The sequence below is a fragment of the Pseudomonas sp. BS3767 genome (assembly GCF_900099665.1).
Classification (GTDB): Bacteria; Pseudomonadota; Gammaproteobacteria; order Pseudomonadales; family Pseudomonadaceae; genus Aquipseudomonas; species Aquipseudomonas cerasi.
Genome location: NZ_FNCX01000002.1, coordinates 94932 through 114382, shown reverse-complemented (window position 1 = coordinate 114382; position 19451 = coordinate 94932). Strand labels below are relative to the sequence as shown.

Sequence of the window (19451 nt, the reverse complement as noted above, 5' to 3'; positions counted from 1 at the left end):
AACCAGTAGCTAAGACATTGCGCGGGTTTGAATGAGGCGTTGAGTTTTATTCAAGGCACGTCAGAGAACTCAGACTTTCGAAATTTATCCAGACGCCAATTTTTCAGACATCCAATTCACAAGGAATGAAAACATTGAAATCGATCAATTTACTCCTGACTGCTGCCCTCGGATTCTCGAGCGTATCTGCTATTGCCCAAGTCATCGATATGGAAGATATCCCGACCAAGGGCGTTCGTGCGCCTGATGCAGGCGTGCAAGCCGGACAGCCGCTACCACGCAATACTCCCATTGCTCCTAAGCAGGAGCCTGCATTTCCTGGTCAGACTCGCGCTCCTGCTGTTGTAACACGGACGCCTCTTGAGACACGCGTCATCACGCAAAATCTGAACCACCCTTGGGGCATAGCATTCATCGGCGAGGGACGGGCGATTATCACTGAGAAGCCAGGCGCTATGCGTATAGTAGATCTGGCCTCTGGCGAGATACTGGGCAATGTTCAGGGAGTACCCAAAGTTGTGTTCGGAGGTGATGCAGGTCTGTTGGATATCGTGGCCGATCCGCAGTTTGCTAAAAACAATCAGGTCTTCTTCACCTACGTTGAACCTCGGTCAGGTGAGGAGAACGGAGTAGTAGTGGCTAAGGCCGAACTCGTCAGTGAAGTACGCCAAGGCGAGCCGCCTCGTTACAACTTGCAGGGGGTGGAAACGGTCATTCGAGTTGAGCCAGGAATAGTCGGTGAAAAGCACTATGGTTCCCGCCTGGTCTTCGACCGTGAGGGGTATCTGTTTGTATCGCTCGCAGAGCGGTTCTTCTCACCATACCGTGACGAAGCCCAGTCACTCTACAGTTGGGCAGGCAAGATTCTGCGTATCACAACCGATGGCAAGCCAGCTCCTGGGAACCCATTCGCCACCGATCAAAAAGCTGAAAATCATACCCGCGCCGAAATCTGGAGCTATGGTCAGCGCAACCCTCAAGGACTCGCAATTCATCCCGAAACAGGTGAGCTTTGGGATGGTGAGCACGGGCCTCAGGGAGGAGACGAGATCAACCTGATCAAGCGAGGGCACAATTACGGTTGGCCGCTTGTAGCCTACGGCACTAACTATGACGGGACGCCTATTCACGGAGGTCGTTCTCAGCTCGAAGGCACCGACCAGCCTCGGTATTACTGGGATCCCACCATCGCACCCGGAGGCATGGGCTTCTATTCAGGGAAGGCTATTCCAGAGTGGAAGAACAACCTTTTCGTTGCGGCACTGGCCGGTCAGCATGTTGCTCGGTTGGTGATAAATGGCGACAAGGTCGTAGGAGAGGAGCGACTTCTTCAAGATCAGCATCAACGAATTCGCGATGTGAAAGAAGGCCCCGATGGTGCGTTGTGGGTGATTACGGACGATGCCGCAGGTCGCTTGATACGTATCGCGGCCAAAGCTCCGACTCCTTGAGCGCTGAGCTCGCTTGGATCGCTCGGAGTGTTGTCATCGACGAGGCAGGCAGGCGCCTTGCACACGGCTGCCTGTGCCAACTCCAATGGACTCAAAGGTACCTCGAGGAAGCTCAAGTATGGCAATTGCCGGCAGGAACGACGAACGCTTTTCCGTGCTCAGCGGATTCAAATCCAGCACTGCTTGGATCTCACCTCGGCCATCAATCCACGCTGCTGACAGCGGGGCTTTTGTATTCTTCATCCAAACCCCTCTGATGCCTGGTTTTGACCACACGAATAGCATTCCTGGGGTCGGATCAGTTCGTCCCATCAGGCCTTGTCTCATTTCCTTTGACGTCCGTGCGACGGGCACGGTTAGTGATGCTCCATTATTGAACTTTAGAGCGCATCTCTCTGAGGGAGGAGGTTCCAGCGCGAAAACGTACTGGCATGTCACAAGCGAGAGGGCAGCACAGGCTTGATACCAGAATCTGAGTGCCACTCGGGTATGCCCCTCGCGCAATTCACGCAACCTGATCAAGCCTCATGCTCGGTATGACGCCTGTCCGGCGGAGTTACGAGAAGTCGGCTCCTCGGTATATCGCAGCGCATTTACCAACATCTGAAATGCAGGAGTGTTTTGGCGTCGGCTAGGGTAGTAGAGGTGATACCCAGGGAAAGGAGGGCACCAGTCTGCCAGGAGAGAAACGATTCGCCCTGCTTCCAGGTGTGCAACCACTTGCGACTTCAGTAGATACCCCAAACCGAAGCCCTCCAGTACGGCCTCCACAATCATTTCAGGTCGGTTGAATGCCAGCTGTCCCGAAACCCGTATTTGAGCCTGTTCGCCGTCCTTTTCAAATTGCCAGGCTGAGAATCCACCAAGAGAGGCATGTCGTCGGTTGATGCATTGATGAAGTGCGAGATCATCCGGTGAATGTATGGGCGGATGCTTCGCCAAGTATTCGGGTGACCCGAAAAGAATCATTTGTTCTGGCGGCCCGATAGGGACGGCAATCATGTCTTTGTTTACGTTCTCACCTAGCCTTATGCCGGCGTCGTAGCGCTCAGCAACGATGTCGACGAAGCTGTTGTCGACAGTGACCTCGACAGCAACGTCAGGGTAATCAGGGAGCACGCGTCGCAGGATCGGCCAGAGGATTGTTTCGGATGCATGATCTGCAGTTGTTATGCGCACATTTCCTGCGGGCTTGTCACCTACGACAGTCAATGCGCTCAACTGTGCCTCGATTATCGCGAGTGCCGGGCGCAACGTTTCGAGTAACCGTTCACCAGCCTCGGTGAGGGCTACGCTGCGTGTTGTTCGGGTCAGAAGGCGGATTCCCAGGCGAGCTTCCAGTCTGCGGATCTTGTGGCTTACTGCTGACTGCGAGGTACCCAGCTTTCCCGCAGCTCGGGTAAAACTTTGAGCTTCGGCAACAACTACGAACGCTGCTAAGCTTCCGAACTCATCATGAAGCATTGAATCATCCATGTCATAAGCGGCCAGCGATGTGACCAGTCGAAGGAGGATAATTGGCATAGAAGCCGGGTGCGACCCCTGTTTGTTTCATGACGTTTCGTCATGTTGGGACGGTAGGTCGTGTCTCTTGGATGGGCATCCGTTTGGATGCGAAGCAGGGGGATATCGTTTGAAGTGCGCTTGACCCGAGTATCCAGGCCAAGCAAAAACCATCACGCTTTTTTAAGATCAATCACATATCGATAACGAGCTTTTTTTGCGACCACCTGTTCCCAAACGCTGTTGATCTGGGTAACCCCGATCAGTTGGTAGTCAGGTCGGATGTTGTGAAGGTTGCAAAAGTCCACTGCATCTTGGGTTTCACGGATGCTCCCAATCATCGAGCCAGCAAAACTATTACGTTTCTGAATGGTGGTGAACGGGCCAAGCTTGTTGGGCTGCGTCACGAGACCGATGCCTACCAAGCACATCGTTGCATCGCGCTTGAGTGTCGCCATAACCGGATCCATTTCGTACTGATATGGGACGGTGCTCAGTACGAAGTCGAGTTTGCGGGTGTATTGCTTGAGCTTTTCAGGGTCGTTATTGACCACGACGTCCACGGCTCCAAACCGCTTTGCGTCAGCTGCCTTGTCTGGGCTGGTTGTGAAAACGACTACTTCGGCGCCCATCGCTGTGGCCATTTTAACCGCCAGGTGTCCCAAGCCACCCATACCAACGATGCCCACACGATAGCCTTTGCGGATATTCCAGTGCCGTAACGGGGAGTACACCGTGACGGCGGCGCACATCAACGGGCCTGCAGCGGCAAGGTCAATCGCGTCTGGTACACGTATCAGAAAGTCTTTGCTTACTACTACGGCGCTTGAGTATCCGCCTTGAGTCAGGCCGCCCGGCTCTACGGATGTTTCTACCTTCGAACCGTAGGTCATCGTGGGCCCGACCTCACAGTATTGCTCAAAGCCAGTCGAGCATTCCGCGCAATGCCCGCAAGAGTCGACCATGCAGCCCACGCCCACGCGGTCGCCGACTCTGTAATTACTCACCCCGCTGCCGACTGCAAGGATGACGCCTGCAATTTCATGGCCGGTGACGAGTGGATATCGCTGCTCACCCCATTGGCCTTTGGACGTATGGATGTCGGAATGGCACACGCCGCAGTAGTGGATATCGATTACAACATCGTTAGCGCCGACCGCACGGCGCTGAAAGCTGAACGGAGCCAAAGGGGCATCTGCTGACTTTGCGGCATAGCCATGCGCAGGAAATGGCTGGGTGAACGTAGCCGGTACCGCCTGCGATGAGCTTTGGGGCGAAGCCGATGCAGTGCTCAAGAGTCCGGAGGAAAGCCCAATCGCGCCCAAACCCGCCGCTCCTTTCAAGAATGTCCTGCGTTGAGGGGACATTTTCTGCTGGTCTGTCAAATCACTGCCGTCGGTAGTATCCACATCGTTTCTCCTATGAGTCATAAGGATTGGGGCGAAGATCGGCGTAATACGCTCATGATCGTAAAATTCTAAAGCGATAAAGTTTTAAGAGAAGGTAGTTGCATTCAATGCGTCATCAAATTCAGCTCAACAGTTAATTTGAAACTATTGAATTTCAAAGGTCACCAATCATTAGTCCGCACTATGTTGGAGGCTCATGTGAAAAATTTAACGCCTGATATTGATGTATTGGCTTCTGGATTAGGTTTCATTGAGGGGCCAGTTGTCCGAGATGGAGCCATATACCTCTGCGATATTAAAGGAGGCGTCGTATGGCGTATTACTGGAAGTGAAAAGGCTGTAGTCGCAGATCTGGGTGGCGGGCCTAACGGGTTGTCATTCGGGCCTGACGGCCTCCTTTATGTTGCAAATAATGGAGGAAACATGCGCTGGGAGAAGGTCGGGGATTTAACTATTTCTCATGGATTTGAAACTGAAGGCTACGAATCAAGGGTTGAGCGGATCGACTTATCCACCTCAAAAGTTGAGCGTGTAATTGATCACATAAATGGTCGGAAGTTTGAGGCTATCGATGACCTTATTTTCGATCCGCGCGGTGGTTTCTGGTTTACCGATCTTGGGAGAGACGGTCATCACCATCGTACTTATGGAGGGATCTATTGGTCAGACGGCTCTCAAAACGACTGTCGCCAATTGGCGTATCCCCTGCCGATGGGTGCTAACGGGATAGGGCTAGCCCCAGATAGCACCAGGTTGTACGCGACAGAGTATGGCGCGGGCCGTTTGTGGGTGTGGGATACCAATGCACCAGGTGAGCTTGAGCGTTCTGGTAATGCGGCACATGGCGGGCGTCTTTTATGGCAGGCCCCCGACGCCCAATTGCTCGACAGCTTGGCTGTTGCTCCAAACGGCAACATTTTCATTGCCAACCAGCCAGGTGGCATTTTCTCGGTGATTTCTCCGCAAGGGGTTCACTTGGCCGATCTGCATATGCCGGAACACTTTCCGACCAACCTCTGTTTTGACCCAGACCTGCCGAACGTCGCTTTCGCCACATTATCCAGCACTGGGAGTCTTGCTCGTATCCAGTGGGATGAGCTCGCATTCTGATCAAAAACCTTTATGGAGGCTTCAATGATCCAGCTAACTGACCATACAGGCGCACCAGCCACCCAGCATCGGGTTCAAGTGAACGGTATCGAGCTGCATGCTGTGACCGCCGGAGAAGGCGAGCCCTTGCTGTTGCTACATGGCACGCCAAAGACCCATATTTATTGGCGTACGTTGCTGCCTATTCTGACGCCCTATTTCAAAGTCATCGCCCCTGACTTGCGTGGAGCCGGCCTTAGCGGGCATCCGTACGCAGAGAAAGGCTATCTGTCTTCAACCATCGCGGAAGACCTCGTGCAGCTCCTTGATGCATTTGAGGTTGAGAAAGCCTTCGTGCATGGCGAAGACCGAGGTGCCGAGTATGGTTTTGTCTTGGCTGCCAGCCACCCACAACGAGTAAAGGCCTTAAGCTTCGCCGAGATGATGCTCTCAGGCTTCGGATTGGAAGACCGCTCTTTCTTCACTGAGAAAAATGTGAATGAGGCAGCCGACCACTCCGGTGTGTGGGAGTGGCATGTCCCTTTCTTTTTCACCCCTGATGTTCCGGAAATGCTTCTCGCAGGCAAGGAGCGTGAGTTCTGGACGTACTGGCTGAACAAGCAAAGCTACGACCCGACCGCTTACCCTGAGGACTTAAAGGAGGAGTGGATAACGCTCTTATCTACGCCTCATGGACTGCGTGGGACACTGGATACCTACAAGGCTACGCTTGAGAACGCCAAAATAAATCGGAGGTTACAAGCCACGCTTCCCGACCTGCCTGTAATGACTATCGGCGCCTCACACTTCTTCGGAGATTTGGTACGTCAAAGTGTATCCAGCATAGGCATCGAGCCCTCCCGAAATTGGATTTTTGATCGGTGTGGCCACGGCTTGGCGCTTGAGCAGCCATTGAACCTTGCGAAGGCGTTGAAGGATTTCTTCGGCGCAGCTTGAGTGACAGCTGCAGCGTCGATGTTGCCGTGGTGAGTTGACGCTGCCGCTTTCATCTTGGGATCACGAGGGTAATCCTGCTCTAAACATGTCCACCAGCTCGCGAAGCCCCGGCGGCATCTGCCGTCGTCCGGGGTAGTACATATAAAACGCCGGCTCGATGGGAGCCCAATCCGGGAGAACGATTTGCAACTCTCCGCGAGCCAAGTGACCACTGACGCGCTCTTCGAGGCAGTAGGTGATTCCTCTATCTGCCAGAGCCATTTCAATCCCAAAAGTAGTCTCGTTGACGCACAACTGACCAGGGACATCGATGGCTTGGTGGTCGCCATCCTTCTCAAAATCCCAGCGGTAGATGACGCCGTTACCCGTCCGGATCTGAATACAATTATGGTTCTTCAAGTCCTCGGGAACCAAGATGCGAGCGTTCGCGTTCAAGTACCGAGGGGATGCCACCGCCACCCATCTCAACTCTTCACTAAGTCGAACGGCAATGTAGTCCTCAGGAATGGTGTTGCCGAAGCGAATGCCGGCATCGAAGCCTGCAGCCACGATATCGACCATTTTGTCGTCAACTGCGACCTCGACTGAGACCTCAGGATAGGCCTCAAGAAATGGAGGCAGAAACTTCGTGAACAGTAAGCGGGCGCCATCGGCCAACACGTTGAGACGAAGTCTGCCGGAGGGTCTGTCTCTGTGGCGATCTAGCGCCGCAAGGGCGCCGCTTATCTCGGTAAAGCCCACAGCCAGTCGCTTGGCGAGAGCGGCTCCAGCGTCTGTCGGAGAGACCGTCCGGCTTGTCCGATTCAGCAGCCGTACCCCGAGCCGGCTTTCCAGATTCCGGATCGCATGACTCAGCGCAGAGGTCGTGATACCGAGTTCTACAGCCGCGTGGGTAAAGCTTCGCATCCTCTCAACTGCTAGGAAGGAGTTCAGATCGGCTAGGTCTGCTCGAGAAAGCCGCGTAGTAGGCAGTACAGGCATGACGCATCCGTTGTTGAGCTGGATTCAATGGCTGATGCAATCTCGCTAATCAATCGCGTGATTTATCTCATGTACTATTAATTCCACTCAACGATTGGTACGTCAACTGCTCAATGACGTTATTTCTCAGACGCATCCTCTGCTAGGAGAATTTTCTATGAATAATCATCCAGCCATCCGTAAAGGCGCCGTTGCGGTCATCACTGGAGCAGCTGTTGGTATTGGTTACGCCATTGCGCACCGCGTTGCCAGCGAGGGTATGAACGTCGTTCTTTTTGATCGCGATGCGACTGCGTTGGACAGCGCGACCAAGGCGTTACTCAACGAATTTCCTGACGTGAAGCTACTGGCGATCAAGGGTAATGTCACCTCTGAAAGCGATCTCCACCAGCTCTATGAGAAATCATGCGAATTCGGGGAGGTCTCCTTGTTGGTGAACAACGCAGCCATCATCAAGGGTGCTGGCCCGTGGGATGGCATGCACAAATGGCGAACGCTGATGGATATCAACTTCTGGAGTGTGTTGACGCTTCAGCAGCTGTTCGTGGAAACGATGTTTTCCCAAAATGGGGCTGCTGCCATCGTCAACCTTGGCTCCAAGGAAGGCATCACTACTCGCCCTGGAAACGCGGCGTACTCGCTGTCAAAAGCGGCTGTCAAAGTTCTCACTGAGCAGTTGGCGCATGAGTTACGCGAGAAGGTGGGTGACCGCATTTCTGCGCACCTCCTGATACCTGGCTACACGTTCACTCCCATGAACTTCCCTGGCATGACCCGTGATACGCAAAAGCCGGACAGCCCGTGGACTGCTGATCAAGTCGCAGATCGTTTACTCGAGAGAATGGCGGATGGGGATTTCTACATTTTCTGCGAAGACAACGAAGCCAGTTGGGAATTGGATCAGCGCCGCATGCAGTGGGCGGCGGACGACATGATTCAGAACCGCCCAGCGCTCTCTCGCTGGCACAAAGACTATGCAGACAAATTCTCCGCTTACGTCGCAGACATCGCCGACAAGTAATTCTGTCGCTATCTCGATCAGCCCATCCTCGGCACCCCCTCAAAGCAGGTGCCGTTCCCTTCATTTCTAAAGCGTGCCCTCGGTACCGCTTCATCGGAGGCATCGTTGATGACCAGTCAATCCAGTGTCGATACAAGCACTTCGCAAATCCAGCCGGCCATTGATGTTCCGCACGGAACAGGCATGGCCATCACCATGCTCGGCTTGGGCGGCCTGTTCATCGGGACGGGTGAATTTGCGTCCATGAGTCTGCTTCCAGGTTTGGCGTCGAGCACCGACGTCTCCATACCGGTCGCGGGGGGTTACATCACGGCCTACGCGCTTGGCGTCGTAGTAGGTGCCCCGCTCATTGCAATCCTAGCCGCACGCTGGCCTCGCAAGTCTCTACTGATCGCTTTGCTTGCTTTGTTTGCTGTTGGATACGGAGCAAGTGCCGTAGCCTGGAATCACGCAACCTTGCTGGGGGCACGTTTCCTAGCGGGTCTGCCGCATGGCGCTTATTACGGTGTCGCCTGCTTGGTGGCGGCGACCATGGTGGCTGAAAATCGAAAAGCCCAAGCTGCCGGCTATGTCATGGCGGGGCTGGCAGCGGCCAATGTCGTCGGTGTTCCTGCTGCCACGTGGATTGGTCAGATCTTCGGATGGCGGGGCGCGTTCGGGGCGCTTGCTGCGGGAGGAGCCATTGCGATAATTCTGTTTTGGATATTCATCCCAACCATCCCTCGCGACGAGTCTGCGAGTCCTAAATCTGAGCTCAGTGGCCTAAAAAAGCCTCAGCTTTGGCTAACGCTTGCCACAGCTTCAATCGGCTTCGGCGGGATGTTCTCTGTGTATAGCTATATCACCCCGACGCTTACCGAGGTAACAGGCTTCTCATCCGGCCAGGTGCCTATGGTTTTGGCGCTATGGGGGATCGGGATGATCGTTGGCAACCTGATAGGGGGGTGGCTGGCCGACCGTGCGCTGGTGCCTGCAATCTTCTACATCATGATCTGGAACGCAGTGTTCCTGGGTGCGTTCTCACTCTTTGCTTCGTCTGGTGTTGGGACATTGGCCGTGCTGTTTCTGATTGGCTGCGGCTTCGCCCTGGTACCCGCACTTCAGGTGCGTCTGATGAACGTTGCCGGCGAGGCGCAAACGCTCGCAGCGGCGCTCAATCACAGTGCGTTCAACATCTCCAACGCTGTCGGTGCATCGCTGGGCGGACTCGCCATTGCTGGTGGCCTCGGGTGGGCATCTACAGGTTGGGTTGGCGCAGGTCTGGCCGTTCTCGGGATTATCTTTTTCGCTATCTCCATCGGTGTTGAAAAGCTCTCCATGTCGACCAGCCCTGCCACGTCGTAATCACGAGAGCGAGACAATACCCGGCGAGCTCCGAACATCTCGCCTTGAACAGATCGAAATCTAGGAGATTGATTCATGTTAAAGCCACAGCTGACCATTCAACTATCTGACGCACAGCGCATTCCCCAAATTGGTCTGGGTGTTTGGCAAGCCAGTGATGACGAGGCGCGCGGCGCTGTCCGTGTCGCGCTGGAAGAGGGTTTTCGTCATGTGGATACCGCATCGATCTACGGCAATGAGAAGGGGGTCGGCGACGGCCTACGAGATGCAGGGACATCCCGAGAGCAAGTGTTCCTCACCACCAAGATTTGGAATGACGCCCACGGTTTTGAATCGGCTACCGCTGCACTGGATGCGAGTTTGGAGCGACTGAATGTCGATTACGTAGACCTGTTGCTTATCCACTGGCCGGCACCCAGCCAAGACAATTACGTAGATACATGGCGTGCACTGATCGCGGCGCAACGTAGTGGAAAAGCTCGGTCTATTGGAGTTTCCAACTTCAATCCTGACCACCTACAAAAGCTGATTGATGAAACTGGAATCGCGCCGGTTCTGAATCAGATCGAGCTTCATCCTTTCATGCAGCAGGAGGCCCTTCGGAGTGCCCATGAATCGATGGGTATCGCTACACAGTCCTGGAGCCCATTAGGGCAGGGTAGCGCACTGTTAAACCCGGTAATTTTGGACATTGCTCAAAAGCATGGCAGGACAGCCGCTCAGGTGATCATCCGGTGGCACCTAGAGCTCGGCCTTATCGCGATCCCGAAATCCATCACGCCTTCGCGTATCCGGGAAAACTTCAACGTTTTTGACTTCTCTTTGGATGCGTCAGATTTGGCGGCAATCGCCAGGTTGGACAGCGGCAAACGACTTGGCCCTGATCCAAGCACATTTGCCTAGAGCTTATGGGGGCGGCAGTCGTGACCGCCCCCTACATCTGCGACCGACATCTTCGGAAGAGTAAGTGCATTTGACACATGTTTTTTGACCTGCAGTTAGGTCATGGATGAGTCGCTAAAAACAAAGTTCCGAAATTCCGAAGTAAACCGCAATACTCCCAGCTCAACGCCGAAATGCCGTGAGGCCATTATGCTGGGATGGATCTCGTCCCAAACAGTCAGAATTTCTTTAGAGTAAGGCTTGAACTCTGGTCGCTGCAGGAACCCTTTGATGAAAAGATGGATGGTTTCTTCTGTGCTGGTTCCTTGACCGTAGTTACAAAAAAAAGACCCTAGATCTGCTGCTTGTTTTGTCATGCCAACCAGACGTCTGCGCTGACCATCAAAGTCATGTGCTTTCAGTAGGAGCTCAGTGAGCTCGTAAATGTGAGGCGCGCTGAGTTCAAGCCGATAGATAGGGCTGGGATGGGAGCCTGTTATCGGGGTGATAACGTTCGGGCTGGAGCCAGCGTTGAATCGGTAGAAAATACAGGCGAGGCTGCAGATCAGCAAATACACGCTGCCAATGAATACCTCAGCGCCATCACCTTCATCGACGAGTGGCCCTCTCAAAAAGTGCCGAGCTGATGCAATCAGACATAAAGTTGTTGCCTCAGAGTCAGCTGCCAATTCAGTGGCATGAGAAATCAAAGCCTGCCGACCGGTAAGGATTTGAGCGGCCTGGGCGTCTAGCTCTTGGATGGTTGTTATGGTAGAAGCCGAGCTCCCGTCATCTCTGACTCTCCCGTGCTCCTGCATCAGGTGCCCGAGTTCATGGAAATATACCCATGTCAGCGATCCGAGGAACATGTTCTGGATGCAATCGTCGAGTGTGAAGCACTCGGGTAGGAGGTCGGTTGCGTCATCTGCAAATGCCGTTTGGATCAGGCGTTTCGTTTGCTCATTCGACGCAAATGAACAAAATTCCTCAGCATCTCGGTACAGCAGGCGGGCCAGCTCATAGTGCAGAATGATTTTATGCTGAGGAGGGCCGCCGACAACAGTGTCTGACTCTGCCCACGCATTGAATTTCGGTGCGGTAGCCCAACCGAACGACAGGGAGCCTTGGAGTTGCTTATAGATTCCATCGGAAAGGTTTTGAGTTATTTCGGCTAGCACGTTGTTGGCTAGCTCATAAATTTCAGGATCTGTCCGGCTCTGCAAATCAACTGCTCCCAGTAACGCTTTGAGACACATCTTGGCTTCCGCTGATTATACAGACTGATACTCGACAGTCCGCGTCTCTGCTTTCAGAAAGTCAGATTACGAGAAACCAGTCACTGCATGAGGCACGTATGGGGCCTCTAGGCGTTTGATTTCATCATCGGTCAGCACCAGCTCCAGCGCCGCAATTGCGTCGTCCAGTTGAGCTGCCTTGGAGGCACCAACGATGGGAGCTGATACTCCGCGCTTTGCCAGTACCCATGCCAATGCTATTTGCGCCATTGGCACGCCTCGTTCACTGGCAACCTGCTCTACGACGTCAATCACCCGACCGTCTTCAACTTCGGTAGCTTGGTAAAATGACTGCCCGCTGACATCAGTTTTGGTGCGCTCGGTCTGCTGGCCGTGGGGCCTGGTTAATCTGCCTCGAGCCATCGGACTCCATGGCATCAACCCAACACCCTGATCGAGACAGAGCGGGATCATTTCACGCTCCTCCTCTCGATACACAAGGTTCAGGTAGTTCTGCATGGACACGAACTTGCTCCATCCGTTGGCCACGGCAACCTGCTGAGCTTTAGCGAATTGCCACGCGTACATGGAGGATGCGCCGATGTACCTGGCTTTACCTGCTTTGACGATGTCGTGCAGGGCTTCCATGGTTTCTTCGATAGGGGTGTCGTAGTCCCATCGGTGAATCTGATACAGGTCGATGTAGTCGGTGCCCAGGCGGCTCAAACTCGCATCAAGGCTGGCCATGATTGCCTTACGAGAGAGACCTTTCTCATTCGGCTTTGTTGAGCCCTCCCACATGTTTGTTGGGAAAAATACCTTCGTGGCGATCACTGTTTCCTCTCGACGCGTGAACTCCTTGAGCAACTTGCCAACGATGATTTCGGAGGTTCCAGCTGAGTAGCTATTTGCGGTGTCGAAAAAGTTGATCCCTTGCTCGACTGCGCGCTGGATGATGGGCCTGCTTGCTTCCTCGCCTAATGTCCATGGATGCGTGCCAGCATCAGGCTCACCGAAGGTCATGCATCCAAGGCACAGTCTCGAAACGTCCAAGCCTGTACTACCAAGCTTCACGTACTTCATAAATCCTCCATTAGATCATTGATTGGTTTGTCACCCGACCTAGCCGAATGGCGCTCCCTCTACGCTACCGCAAATCACAGGCTCCATGCCCTTAACTAATGTTGAACTGATTTCAATCGTGCGTTGATTGAAATCGAAGGGTTGTTCGCATGGCATGAGAGTCAGTACAGGGGTAAGGCGGAATTAATCGCCAATAATCCTGGAGGAAGAAATGTCTCAATCAATTAAACGGGTGGCAGTAACTGGTGGTCACGGCAAAGTGGGCAAGGTACTGGTTCCCTATCTGCAGGAGCGTGGTTATGACGTCTTCGTGATCGATAAGGACGAGCCGTTGAGTCTGGACGAGCCGATGATGAAAGCCGACTTGGAAGACTTCGGTCAGGCTCTGGATGCATTGTCCTCAGTAGGTAGCGATGTGTACGCCCGACCGGAGCGCGAAGCATTCGACGCCGTCATCCACCTTGCGAGCATGCCGCATCCACGCATGCTGCCGGACAGTGACGAGTTCCGACTCAACATGACGGTGACCTATAACGTTTTCGAATCGTGCCGTCGCCTCGGCATCAAAAACATCATCTGGGCGGCGAGCGAAGTCGGCACGGGCGTACCTTACGATAAGACGGATGCTCCTTACGTTCCGGTGGATGAGGACTACCCGATGCGTGGATACAACGTCTACTCCCTGACCAAGGTGCTCGGCGAGGAGATGGCCCGCCAGTTCTGCTTGAACGACCCCACCCTGCGTATCACGTGCATGCGTTTGTCGAACGTTATGAACCCAGAAGAGTACGCCAAGTTCGAAACATGGCAGGACGATCCAACTGCGCGTCTTTGGAATTTCTGGACGTACGTCGATAACCGGGACGTGGCGCAGGGCATTGAATTGGCGCTGCACCATGACGTTCGCGGGAAGGATGAGTTCTTCATCACCAACGACGAGACTGTCATGCGCACACCAAGCAGCGAGCTGCTTGATCGACATTACCCGAACATCGAGCGCCGGAAGGAGATCACAGGCAACGAGGTTCTACTTTCGAACGAGAAAGCTAAACGGGTGCTGGGCTTCAAGCCTGCATATTCGTGGCTGACAGAAGTAGAAAAGAAAGCCTGATCAGGCGCGCGTATTCGTCTTCGTGCAGCCGGTAGGCGGATAGCGCGCATTGCCCCATTCATCGGGGCAATTTTCTTTCTAAATGACTAAAAATCACGACGCATACCTTGGGAGCGACGAGATGACAAAGCTTGAAGAGGTAGGTTTTTTGGGGTTCGACGTGTTTGGCACTGTTGTCGATTGGCGAAGCGGTGTCGCGCGAGCGGCTGCTCCTTTTCTGAAACGACACGGATTGAATGTAGACCCCCTCGAGTTCGCAGATCAATGGCGTAGGCTCTACCAACCGTCTATGCAACGGGTGCGATCTGGTGAGCGCCCCTTTGTAACCCTGAATGTGTTGAATCGGGAAAATCTAGAGACGGTACTTTCCAGCCACAACGTAGATTTCGCGGTGATCACCGATGCCGAACTGGTTGAGCTTAACAAAGCGTGGGAACGGTTAGATCCATGGCCTGACTCGGTCGCCGGTCTCACGCGTCTGAAGCGCAGATTCTCTATTGGCCCTCTGTCCAACGGACATATTGCCGGGATGCTCAATCTCGCCAAATTCGGTGGGCTGCCATGGGATGTCATCGTAGGCGCCGAAGTCGCTGGATCATACAAGCCCCAGCCGCAGACCTACCTGAAATCTGCCAAAGCAGTGGGCCTTGCACCTGAAGCGGTCGCAATGGTTGCCGCTCACAATTCTGACTTGGCTGCCGCGCGCTCTAACGGGCTTAAGTCCGTTTTCATTCGACGCCCGTCCGAGCATGGGCCGGGCCAGACGTCCGATCTGGTCGCTGTACAAGACTGGGATGTAATCGTTGACTCTCTCACTGAAGCAGCCGACGCGCTCAACTGCTAACTCTATTTTTGGAGCATCACCATGACTGACTTACGTCCACTCGCTCTGGTAACCGGGGCATCTAGCGGCATTGGCTATGAACTCGCGCGCCTGTTCGCAGCTGACGGCTATGACCTAATCATTACTGCAACCGGCGAAAACGATGGCTTAGAGCGTACTGCTGATGCAGTTCGTGCGACCGGAGCCAACGCTATCATCGTTAAGGCAGATCTGACTGGGTCAGAAGGGGTTGAGCGAGTAGTACAGGCAATACGCTCAACTGAGCGCCCACTGGACGCAGCAGCGCTAAACGCAGGATTAGGATTAGGTGGGTTTTTCCTCGGTGGCACCTCTATTGAAGATGAATTGAAGCTGATTCAGCTGAACACAGCTTCCCAAGTGCACCTCACTAAGCTACTCCTTCCAGACATGATCGCGCGTGGCCAAGGACGGGTGCTTTACACGGCATCAATTTCTGGAACCATGCCTACACCTTACGAGGCGGTGTATGGGGCAACGAAAGCGTTTCTAATCTCTTTTGTAGAAGCTGTGAAAGCTGAGATCAAAGATAGCGGTGTCAGCCTGACTCTGCTGCTACCTGGAGAGGTAGATACGAACTTCTGGCACCGAGCCGGGATGGATACGAGCAAGCTGGGATTGGGCCCAAAAGCTGCGCCTACCAAAGTGGCTGAGGAAGGCTACGAAGCCATGAAGGCCGGAAAGGATCGAGTCGTCGCCGGCAAGCCTGATAGTAAATTTATCGGCAACGTCGTGAACAATCTTCTCCCTGACACCGTGACTGCCAGTTTACATGCGAAAGGGGCGCGACCTGGATCAGGATTAGAGCACCAGGACGACTGACTCAAAATCATCGGCACAACGAGCCGGCGCCCAATCTGATTGGCCGCCGGCTTTGCTTTACCAGTCCTGTTTGGTCGGGTGAATCACGATGTCGTTGATTGTGAGGTTGTTTGGCTGATCCAGGGCATAGGCCACGGCATCGGCAACCTGCTCAGGAGTGATGGCGATCTTGTTGAGCTCCTGCGCAGCTTTTTTGCCTTCGCTGTTGTTTACCTTGTCCGCCCAGCCGGTGTTGATCACACCAGGGCTGATCATCGAAACCTGGATGCCATGCTCAACACCGACCTCCTTGCGCAGGCTCTCGGTTATGCCCCTGATGAAAAATTTCGTTGCGCTGTAGACACCGCTTGAACCACCGACATGAAGCCCAGCAACTGAGGACATGTTGAGGATCTTGCCATGACCTTGAGCGATCATGCCTGGCAGCGCTGCCGCGATGGCGTGTAGATATCCACGGATATTGGTGTTGATCATCTGATCCCAGTCGTCGACAGCAACATCCTTCCAATCAGAAAACAGCATCAGCCCTGCGTTGTTAACCAGACTGTCTACTTTTCCGTATTTGGAAACTGCGAATTTGACGAGATCCTCAAGGCTGAAGCGCTCGGACACATCGATGACGTGGTACGACGCTTCACCGCCAGCGTCCTTAATCTGCGACACGAGTTTCTGAAGCTTTTCCTCGTTCCGAGCGGCCAGGACTATCTTGCTGCCTTTCTCTGCAAGTTTTAGCGCCGTGGCAGCGCCAATACCTGATGAGGCGCCAGTGATGATGGTTACGGTGTTTTCCAAATTAGACATTTGCTGTTCCTCTCTTGGTTAAGGGCACAGCGTCTGACCTGTGTCGAAAGGCGATGACCTTGTATTCAGGGCAACGCTCCGTTGAATCAGGCTCATGGATCATTCGCGGCTAGGAGGTTTCCGATAGTAAGTGACATCTACTTAACCTTGAGGAGAAACCTATGACTGCTACACGACCACTCGCCCTAGTAACTGGAGGTTCTTCAGGAATCGGTTTTGAACTGGCGAAGCACTTCGCTCAGAACGGTTTCGACTTGGTCATCTCTGGTTCGAGTGACAAGGTTGAGAAGTCCGCTGAAGAGATCAAAAAGTTAGGTGCGCAATGTTTTGCTCACCAGGCCGACGCTGGCACTTACGAAGGCGTCCAGGGCCTCTGGGATTTCGTCGTATCGCTGAATCGCCCGCTCGAAGCCGCAGCATTGAACGTCGGCATCGGCCAAGGTGGCGCGTTCATCGATAACAAGCTTGAAGATGACTTCAAACTGATTGCCGTCAACATCACTGGCACCGTGCACATGGCCAAGCGGGTCGCCCAGCATATGGTGGCTAATGGAAAAGGTCGTATCCTCATCACGTCCTCAATTTCCGCGACTCAGCCAACCCCTTACGAAACGGTCTACGGCCCTTCGAAGGCATTCGGATTTTCCTTTGCCGAGTCCCTGCGGGAAGAGCTTCGCGACACCGGCGTCACGGTGACTGCTTTGCTTCCTGGTGCCACTGACAGTGAGTTCCACAAGAACGCAGGCATGGGGAACAGCGCCATCGGTGAGTCCAAGAAGAACGATAAAACCGAAGTTGCGCGCCAAGGTTTCGAGGCCCTGATGAACAATGTCGATCATGTCGTGGGTGGCGACGAAGAAACCAAGCAGCAGGCTATCGATAACCGGACAACGCCGGAAGTTGTGAAGGCGCACCGACACGCGAAAAATGCCCGCCTGAAATAACCGATCCGTGCGCTGCTAAGGCGTGGCGCTCCTAGAGTAGACCACGCCTTCGCTAGGTATCTGTCATCGCAGAAGCTTAAGGAGCACCCGGAATGAAAGAACCAGAGCACATCGAAATGAGCTGGCGGTCAGTGGATGTAGGCGGCGGCGTGAGAATTCGCTACGGCGTCGCTGGCACCGGTCACAAACCTGTTCTGCTCATCCATGGTTACCCAGAAACCGCGATTGCCTGGAGAAGGATCGTCCGCCCTCTGGTTGAGCAGGGTTACAAGGTCATCGCGCCCGACGTCCGGGGAGCGGGCGGATCCAGTCGGCCTCTTCACGGATATGACAAAAGTACGATGGCGCAGGATTGCTCGGTCGTGCTCCGGGATGCAGGCGTTTTGGAGCGTGCGCTCATCGTCGGGCATGACATTGGGCTGATGATCGCCTACGCCTTTGCTCGCAAATACCCTGAGTCCACCAGAGGGATCGCTGTCCTTGACGCGCCACTGCCAGGCACTGCGGCGTTTGATCAGGTGAGTTTGGATGACCGACGCGTTTGGCACTTCCACTTTCACCAAGCTCCGGATATTCCCGAGGCGCTTACAGCAGGAAAAGAGGCTTATTACCTCGAGCGCTTTTGGCATGACCTTGCCTACGATGCAGGCGCCATCGATGAGGTAACCAAAGCGAGCTACATTTCCAGCTTCAGCGGGCCTGGTGGAATGAGAGCGGGGTTCGAGCTGTACCGATCCTTTGCCGCCGACGCTGAATTCAATCGTGCTCAATTAGCGGCGCGCGGGAAGACAAAAATCCCGGTGCTCGCGTTGGCAGGTGAGTCAAGTGCGTTCAGCACCATCATGAAATCCATGATGGAGGAGGTAGCTGAAAAGGTCAGTTTTGCCGTTATCAGCAACGCCGGTCACTGGCTTGCTGAAGAGAATCCATCAGCAGTGGCGCATGCGATGATCAATTCTGATCAGTCAATTCTCGATCACGACGGCTAAACCAGCTTTGCTCTGGAACATCCGGGCCAACGGGCCACACGGCAAGAACCCCCCCATAACATCGAAATTATCATTTTCTCAATCGATAACGCGAAGCCGATAAATACATTACATTTGTTAGGTTGTTGAACATATGTAAATCTGACCTCACATAAAAACAAATATGCAGGTCTATTCATGAAGCTCGTCAATAAAGTCGCTGTAATCACCGGTGCGGGTAGCGGGATCGGTCAGGCCGTTGCCCTGGGATATCTTGCTGAGGGTGCGAGCTGCCTGCTCGTTGACATCAAGACTGATGAAGAACTGCTAGCCCCGTTTGCGGGTGTAGACGCCAGTCGCCTTTCCACTCTCAGCATCGATCTGTCTTCCAAGGAAAACCTGCAGGCAGTGGTCAATACTGCCGTCGAGCGTTTTGGTCGCCTGGATATCCTCTTCAACAATGCTGCCGTCTTCGACATGGGCCCGTTTCTCGATGAGTCCTGGGATGCCTATGAGCGAATTTTTGCCGTTAATGTGCGAAGCATGTTTTTCCTGATGCAGGCAGCCGCGCGGCAAATGGTGAAGCAGGGGGAGGGTGGCCGAATCATTAACATGGCTTCCCAGGCGGGTCGGCGTGGTGAGGCCCTGGTTGCGCACTATTGCGCCAGTAAAGCTGCGGTCATCAGCTATACCCAGTCAGCCGCGCTCGCTCTCGCCAAAGATCGCATCAACGTTAATGGCATCGCTCCAGGCGTCGTCGATACGCCAATGTGGGACAAGGTAGATAGCCTGTTTGCGCGCTACGAAAACCTTGCTCCAGGCGAGAAGAAGCGCCAGGTAGGTGCCGCAGTCCCACTCGGCAGAATGGGCGCATCTGAAGATTTCGTCGGTGCTGCCGTGTTCCTCGCATCCAAAGATTCCGACTACGTTACCGCCCAGACATTGAATGTCGACGGCGGTAACTGGATGAGCTGAGTCAACCTGCGCG

Annotated in this window: 19 protein-coding genes; 12 read left to right on the top strand and 7 right to left on the bottom strand. The window is 54.0% G+C overall.

Annotated elements, in window-relative coordinates:
• The first annotated feature begins 134 nt into the window (after positions 1–134).
• Complete coding sequence (locus BLR16_RS05010) at positions 135–1451, top strand: PQQ-dependent sugar dehydrogenase (RefSeq protein ID WP_074804798.1); 1317 nt, start codon at positions 135–137, stop codon at positions 1449–1451.
• A 33-nt stretch (positions 1452–1484) separates the two neighbouring features.
• Here the strand turns inward: BLR16_RS05010 and BLR16_RS29225 are convergent, their stop codons facing one another.
• The 3 genes from BLR16_RS29225 to BLR16_RS04995 all read right to left on the bottom strand — a co-directional run bounded on the left by BLR16_RS29225 (position 1485) and on the right by BLR16_RS04995 (position 4363).
• Positions 1485–1805, bottom strand: coding sequence for a DUF192 domain-containing protein (locus tag BLR16_RS29225; RefSeq protein ID WP_368086290.1), 321 nt, complete (start codon positions 1803–1805; stop codon positions 1485–1487).
• 171 nt (positions 1806–1976) lie between these two features.
• Positions 1977–2915, bottom strand: a complete 939-nt coding sequence (locus BLR16_RS05000) for a LysR family transcriptional regulator (protein ID WP_074805376.1) — start codon at positions 2913–2915, stop codon at positions 1977–1979.
• A gap of 212 nt (positions 2916–3127) precedes the next feature.
• The gene (locus BLR16_RS04995; protein WP_241689276.1) at positions 3128–4363 is read right to left on the bottom strand and encodes an NAD(P)-dependent alcohol dehydrogenase; all 1236 of its coding nucleotides are present in this window, start codon (positions 4361–4363) and stop codon (positions 3128–3130) included.
• A gap of 198 nt (positions 4364–4561) precedes the next feature.
• Here BLR16_RS04995 and BLR16_RS04990 point away from each other — a divergent pair, with 198 nt between their 5' ends.
• Together BLR16_RS04990 and BLR16_RS04985 are read left to right on the top strand one after the other, a co-directional pair.
• On the top strand, positions 4562–5473 hold the full coding sequence (locus tag BLR16_RS04990; protein ID WP_074805370.1) for an SMP-30/gluconolactonase/LRE family protein: 912 nt from the start codon (positions 4562–4564) through the stop codon (positions 5471–5473).
• Positions 5474–5497: 24 nt separating this feature from the next.
• The gene (locus tag BLR16_RS04985) at positions 5498–6409 is read left to right on the top strand and encodes an alpha/beta hydrolase (protein ID WP_074804795.1); all 912 of its coding nucleotides are present in this window, start codon (positions 5498–5500) and stop codon (positions 6407–6409) included.
• Between the two features lie 60 nt (positions 6410–6469).
• Here BLR16_RS04985 and BLR16_RS04980 read toward each other — a convergent pair whose 3' ends face one another.
• Positions 6470–7390 (bottom strand): LysR family transcriptional regulator, encoded by a 921-nt coding sequence (locus tag BLR16_RS04980; RefSeq protein ID WP_074804792.1) that lies wholly within the window; start codon positions 7388–7390, stop codon positions 6470–6472.
• A 157-nt stretch (positions 7391–7547) separates the two neighbouring features.
• On the opposite strand from BLR16_RS04980, the gene BLR16_RS04975 reads away from it, so the two are divergent.
• The 3 genes from BLR16_RS04975 (at position 7548) to BLR16_RS04965 (ending at position 10658) form a co-directional block, all read left to right on the top strand.
• Positions 7548–8411, top strand: a complete 864-nt coding sequence (locus BLR16_RS04975; RefSeq protein ID WP_074804790.1) for an SDR family NAD(P)-dependent oxidoreductase — start codon at positions 7548–7550, stop codon at positions 8409–8411.
• 183 nt (positions 8412–8594) lie between these two features.
• A complete protein-coding gene (locus BLR16_RS04970; RefSeq protein WP_074804787.1) occupies positions 8595–9755 on the top strand; it encodes an MFS transporter in 1161 nt (386 codons plus the stop codon).
• A 75-nt stretch (positions 9756–9830) separates the two neighbouring features.
• Positions 9831–10658, top strand: a complete 828-nt coding sequence (locus BLR16_RS04965; RefSeq protein WP_074804784.1) for an aldo/keto reductase — start codon at positions 9831–9833, stop codon at positions 10656–10658.
• Positions 10659–10753: 95 nt separating this feature from the next.
• Here the strand turns inward: BLR16_RS04965 and BLR16_RS04960 are convergent, their stop codons facing one another.
• Complete coding sequence (locus BLR16_RS04960; RefSeq protein ID WP_074804781.1) at positions 10754–11893, bottom strand: hypothetical protein; 1140 nt, start codon at positions 11891–11893, stop codon at positions 10754–10756.
• 66 nt (positions 11894–11959) lie between these two features.
• The gene (locus tag BLR16_RS04955; RefSeq protein ID WP_074804778.1) at positions 11960–12955 is read right to left on the bottom strand and encodes an aldo/keto reductase; all 996 of its coding nucleotides are present in this window, start codon (positions 12953–12955) and stop codon (positions 11960–11962) included.
• Positions 12956–13166: 211 nt separating this feature from the next.
• On the opposite strand from BLR16_RS04955, the gene BLR16_RS04950 reads away from it, so the two are divergent.
• From BLR16_RS04950 to BLR16_RS04940, 3 genes are all read left to right on the top strand, one after another.
• Positions 13167–14066, top strand: coding sequence for an NAD-dependent epimerase/dehydratase family protein (locus BLR16_RS04950; protein ID WP_074804776.1), 900 nt, complete (start codon positions 13167–13169; stop codon positions 14064–14066).
• A gap of 121 nt (positions 14067–14187) precedes the next feature.
• Positions 14188–14910 carry a haloacid dehalogenase type II gene (locus BLR16_RS04945; protein WP_074804771.1) on the top strand — a complete coding sequence of 241 codons (723 nt, stop codon included), beginning with the start codon at positions 14188–14190 and terminating at the stop codon, positions 14908–14910.
• Between the two features lie 21 nt (positions 14911–14931).
• Complete coding sequence (locus BLR16_RS04940; protein WP_074804768.1) at positions 14932–15750, top strand: SDR family NAD(P)-dependent oxidoreductase; 819 nt, start codon at positions 14932–14934, stop codon at positions 15748–15750.
• Between the two features lie 57 nt (positions 15751–15807).
• On the opposite strand, the gene BLR16_RS04935 is transcribed toward BLR16_RS04940, so the two are convergent.
• Positions 15808–16551 (bottom strand): SDR family oxidoreductase, encoded by a 744-nt coding sequence (locus tag BLR16_RS04935; protein WP_074804765.1) that lies wholly within the window; start codon positions 16549–16551, stop codon positions 15808–15810.
• 161 nt (positions 16552–16712) lie between these two features.
• Between BLR16_RS04935 and BLR16_RS04930 the strand changes: the two genes are divergently transcribed.
• From BLR16_RS04930 to BLR16_RS04920, 3 genes are all read left to right on the top strand, one after another.
• Positions 16713–17495 carry an SDR family NAD(P)-dependent oxidoreductase gene (locus BLR16_RS04930; protein ID WP_074804762.1) on the top strand — a complete coding sequence of 261 codons (783 nt, stop codon included), beginning with the start codon at positions 16713–16715 and terminating at the stop codon, positions 17493–17495.
• Between the two features lie 92 nt (positions 17496–17587).
• Positions 17588–18484, top strand: coding sequence for an alpha/beta fold hydrolase (locus BLR16_RS04925; protein WP_092194140.1), 897 nt, complete (start codon positions 17588–17590; stop codon positions 18482–18484).
• A 177-nt stretch (positions 18485–18661) separates the two neighbouring features.
• Entirely contained in the window at positions 18662–19438 is a 777-nt protein-coding gene (locus tag BLR16_RS04920) for an L-iditol 2-dehydrogenase (protein WP_074804756.1), read from the top strand.
• The last annotated feature ends 13 nt before the right edge of the window (positions 19439–19451 follow it).

Excerpts from the sequence above, each read along its gene's own strand:
- BLR16_RS04975 (WP_074804790.1), top strand. The coding sequence starts at position 7,548 with ATGAATAATCATCCAGCCATCCGTAAAGGCGCCGTTGCGGTCATCACT.
- BLR16_RS04950 (WP_074804776.1), top strand. The coding sequence starts at position 13,167 with ATGTCTCAATCAATTAAACGGGTGGCAGTAACTGGTGGTCACGGCAAA.
- BLR16_RS04935 (WP_074804765.1), bottom strand. The coding sequence starts at position 16,551 with ATGTCTAATTTGGAAAACACCGTAACCATCATCACTGGCGCCTCATCA.
- BLR16_RS04980 (WP_074804792.1), bottom strand. The coding sequence starts at position 7,390 with ATGCCTGTACTGCCTACTACGCGGCTTTCTCGAGCAGACCTAGCCGAT.
- BLR16_RS04945 (WP_074804771.1), top strand. The coding sequence starts at position 14,188 with ATGACAAAGCTTGAAGAGGTAGGTTTTTTGGGGTTCGACGTGTTTGGC.
- BLR16_RS05000 (WP_074805376.1), bottom strand. The coding sequence starts at position 2,915 with ATGCTTCATGATGAGTTCGGAAGCTTAGCAGCGTTCGTAGTTGTTGCC.
- BLR16_RS04970 (WP_074804787.1), top strand. The coding sequence starts at position 8,595 with ATGGCCATCACCATGCTCGGCTTGGGCGGCCTGTTCATCGGGACGGGT.
- BLR16_RS04930 (WP_074804762.1), top strand. The coding sequence starts at position 16,713 with ATGACTGCTACACGACCACTCGCCCTAGTAACTGGAGGTTCTTCAGGA.
- BLR16_RS04985 (WP_074804795.1), top strand. The coding sequence starts at position 5,498 with ATGATCCAGCTAACTGACCATACAGGCGCACCAGCCACCCAGCATCGG.
- BLR16_RS04965 (WP_074804784.1), top strand. The coding sequence starts at position 9,831 with ATGTTAAAGCCACAGCTGACCATTCAACTATCTGACGCACAGCGCATT.
- BLR16_RS04955 (WP_074804778.1), bottom strand. The coding sequence starts at position 12,955 with ATGAAGTACGTGAAGCTTGGTAGTACAGGCTTGGACGTTTCGAGACTG.
- BLR16_RS04960 (WP_074804781.1), bottom strand. The coding sequence starts at position 11,893 with ATGTGTCTCAAAGCGTTACTGGGAGCAGTTGATTTGCAGAGCCGGACA.
- BLR16_RS04925 (WP_092194140.1), top strand. The coding sequence starts at position 17,588 with ATGAAAGAACCAGAGCACATCGAAATGAGCTGGCGGTCAGTGGATGTA.
- BLR16_RS04940 (WP_074804768.1), top strand. The coding sequence starts at position 14,932 with ATGACTGACTTACGTCCACTCGCTCTGGTAACCGGGGCATCTAGCGGC.
- BLR16_RS04920 (WP_074804756.1), top strand. The coding sequence starts at position 18,662 with ATGAAGCTCGTCAATAAAGTCGCTGTAATCACCGGTGCGGGTAGCGGG.